Source organism: Streptomyces poriticola (assembly GCF_036689765.1).
Classification (GTDB): domain Bacteria; phylum Actinomycetota; class Actinomycetes; order Streptomycetales; family Streptomycetaceae; genus Streptomyces; species Streptomyces poriticola.
On the sequence record NZ_JBAGKH010000076.1, the window covers coordinates 1 to 3,059 of the forward strand.

Consider the following 3,059-nt stretch of genomic DNA (forward strand, 5'->3'; position numbering starts at 1 on the left):
GGGTGATGGGTGGTTGGTCGTTGTTTGAGAACTGCACAGTGGACGCGAGCATCTGTGGCCAAGTTTTTAAGGGCGCACGGTGGATGCCTTGGCACCAGGAACCGATGAAGGACGTGGGAGGCCGCGATAGGCCCCGGGGAGTCGTCAACCAGGCTTTGATCCGGGGGTGTCCGAATGGGGAAACCCGGCAGTCGTCATGGGCTGTCACCCTTGCCTGAACTCATAGGGCAAGTGGAGGGAACGCGGGGAAGTGAAACATCTCAGTACCCGCAGGAAGAGAAAACAACCGTGATTCCGGGAGTAGTGGCGAGCGAAACTGGATGAGGCCAAACCGTATGCGTGTGAGACCCGGCAGGGGTTGCGTATGCGGGGTTGTGGGATCTCTCTTCTGTTGTCTGCCGGCAGCAGGACGAGTCAGAAACCGTTGATGTAGGCGAAGGACATGCGAAAGGTCCGGCGTAGAGGGTAAGACCCCCGTAGTCGAAATGTCAGCGGCTCGTTGGAGAGACACCCAAGTAGCACGGGGCCCGAGAAATCCCGTGTGAATCTGGCGGGACCACCCGCTAAGCCTAAATATTCCCTGGTGACCGATAGCGGATAGTACCGTGAGGGAATGGTGAAAAGTACCCCGGGAGGGGAGTGAAATAGTACCTGAAACCGTGTGCCTACAAGCCGTGGGAGCGTCGCATGCAAGCTTGCTTGTGTGTCGTGACTGCGTGCCTTTTGAAGAATGAGCCTGCGAGTTTGCGGTGTGTTGCGAGGTTAACCCGGGTGGGGTAGCCGTAGCGAAAGCGAGTCCGAAGAGGGCGGTGGAGTAGCACGCTCAAGACCCGAAGCGGAGTGATCTAGCCATGGGCAGGTTGAAGCGGAGGTAAGACTTCGTGGAGGACCGAACCCACCAGGGTTGAAAACCTGGGGGATGACCTGTGGTTAGGGGTGAAAGGCCAATCAAACTCCGTGATAGCTGGTTCTCCCCGAAATGCATTTAGGTGCAGCGTCGTGTGTTTCTTGCCGGAGGTAGAGCACTGGATAGGCGATGGGCCCTACCGGGTTACTGACCTTAGCCAAACTCCGAATGCCGGTAAGTGAGAGCGCGGCAGTGAGACTGTGGGGGATAAGCTCCATGGTCGAGAGGGAAACAGCCCAGAGCATCGACTAAGGCCCCTAAGCGTACGCTAAGTGGGAAAGGATGTGGAGTCGCAGAGACAACCAGGAGGTTGGCTTAGAAGCAGCCATCCTTGAAAGAGTGCGTAATAGCTCACTGGTCAAGTGATTCCGCGCCGACAATGTAGCGGGGCTCAAGCGTACCGCCGAAGTCGTGTCATTGCAGCATGTGGTCCAACGGCCGCTGTGATGGGTAGGGGAGCGTCGTCTGCCGGGTGAAGCAGCCGTGTAAGCGAGTTGTGGACGGTTGACGAGTGAGAATGCAGGCATGAGTAGCGATACAAACGTGGGAAACGTTTGCGCCGATTGACTAAGGGTTCCTGGGTCAAGCTGATCTGCCCAGGGTAAGTCGGGACCTAAGGCGAGGCCGACAGGCGTAGTCGATGGATAACCGGTTGATATTCCGGTACCCGCTGTGGAGCGTCAAACATCGAGTCCAGTGATGCTAAGCCCGTGAAGCCGTTCCGGACCCTTCGGGGGAAGGAAAGTGGTGGAGCCGGTGGCCCGAGCTGGTAGTAGGTGAGTGATGGGGTGACGCAGGAAGGTAGTCCATCCCGGGCGGTGGTTGTCCCGGGGTAAGGGTGTAGGACGGTGTGCAGGTAAATCCGTGCACTTTGTGTCTGAGACCTGATGCCGAGCCGATTGTGGTGAAGTGGATGATCCTATGCTGTCGAGAAAAGCCTCTAGCGAGTTTCATGGCGGCCCGTACCCTAAACCGACTCAGGTGGTCAGGTAGAGAATACCGAGGCGTTCGGGTGAACTATGGTTAAGGAACTCGGCAAAATGCCCCCGTAACTTCGGGAGAAGGGGGGCCATTTCTGGTGACGGCATTTACTGTCTGAGCTGGGGGTGGCCGCAGAGACCAGCGAGAAGCGACTGTTTACTAAAAACACAGGTCCGTGCGAAGCCGTAAGGCGATGTATACGGACTGACGCCTGCCCGGTGCTGGAACGTTAAGGGGACCGGTTAGCTCCATTTCGGTGGGGCGAAGCTGAGAACTTAAGCGCCAGTAAACGGCGGTGGTAACTATAACCATCCTAAGGTAGCGAAATTCCTTGTCGGGTAAGTTCCGACCTGCACGAATGGCGTAACGACTTCTCGACTGTCTCAACCATAGGCCCGGTGAAATTGCACTACGAGTAAAGATGCTCGTTTCGCGCAGCAGGACGGAAAGACCCCGGGACCTTTACTACAGTTTGATATTGGTGTTCGGTTCGGCTTGTGTAGGATAGCTGGGAGACTGTGAAGCATGCACGCCAGTGTGTGTGGAGTCGTCGTTGAAATACCAGTCTGGTCGTGCTGGATGTCTAACCTGGGTCCGTGATCCGGATCAGGGACAGTGTCTGATGGGTAGTTTAACTGGGGCGGTTGCCTCCCAAAGGGTAACGGAGGCGCCCAAAGGTTCCCTCAGCCTGGTTGGTAATCAGGTGTTGAGTGTAAGTGCACAAGGGAGCTTGACTGTGAGACCGACGGGTCGAGCAGGGACGAAAGTCGGGACTAGTGATCCGGCGGTGGCTTGTGGAAGCGCCGTCGCTCAACGGATAAAAGGTACCCCGGGGATAACAGGCTGATCTTCCCCAAGAGTCCATATCGACGGGATGGTTTGGCACCTCGATGTCGGCTCGTCGCATCCTGGGGCTGGAGTCGGTCCCAAGGGTTGGGCTGTTCGCCCATTAAAGCGGTACGCGAGCTGGGTTTAGAACGTCGTGAGACAGTTCGGTCCCTATCCGCTGTGCGCGTAGGAGTCTTGAGAAGGGCTGTCCCTAGTACGAGAGGACCGGGACGGACGAACCTCTGGTGTGCCAGTTGTTCTGCCAAGGGCATGGCTGGTTGGCTACGTTCGGGAGGGATAACCGCTGAAAGCATCTAAGCGGGAAGCCTGCTTCGAGATGAGG

1 rRNA gene is annotated in these 3,059 nt (G+C 57.1%); it reads left to right on the forward strand.

Features of this window, described 5'->3' with window-relative positions:
• Positions 1-56 precede the first annotated feature (56 nt).
• Positions 57-3,059 (forward strand): 23S ribosomal RNA (locus V5O46_RS31490); the annotation flags it as partial.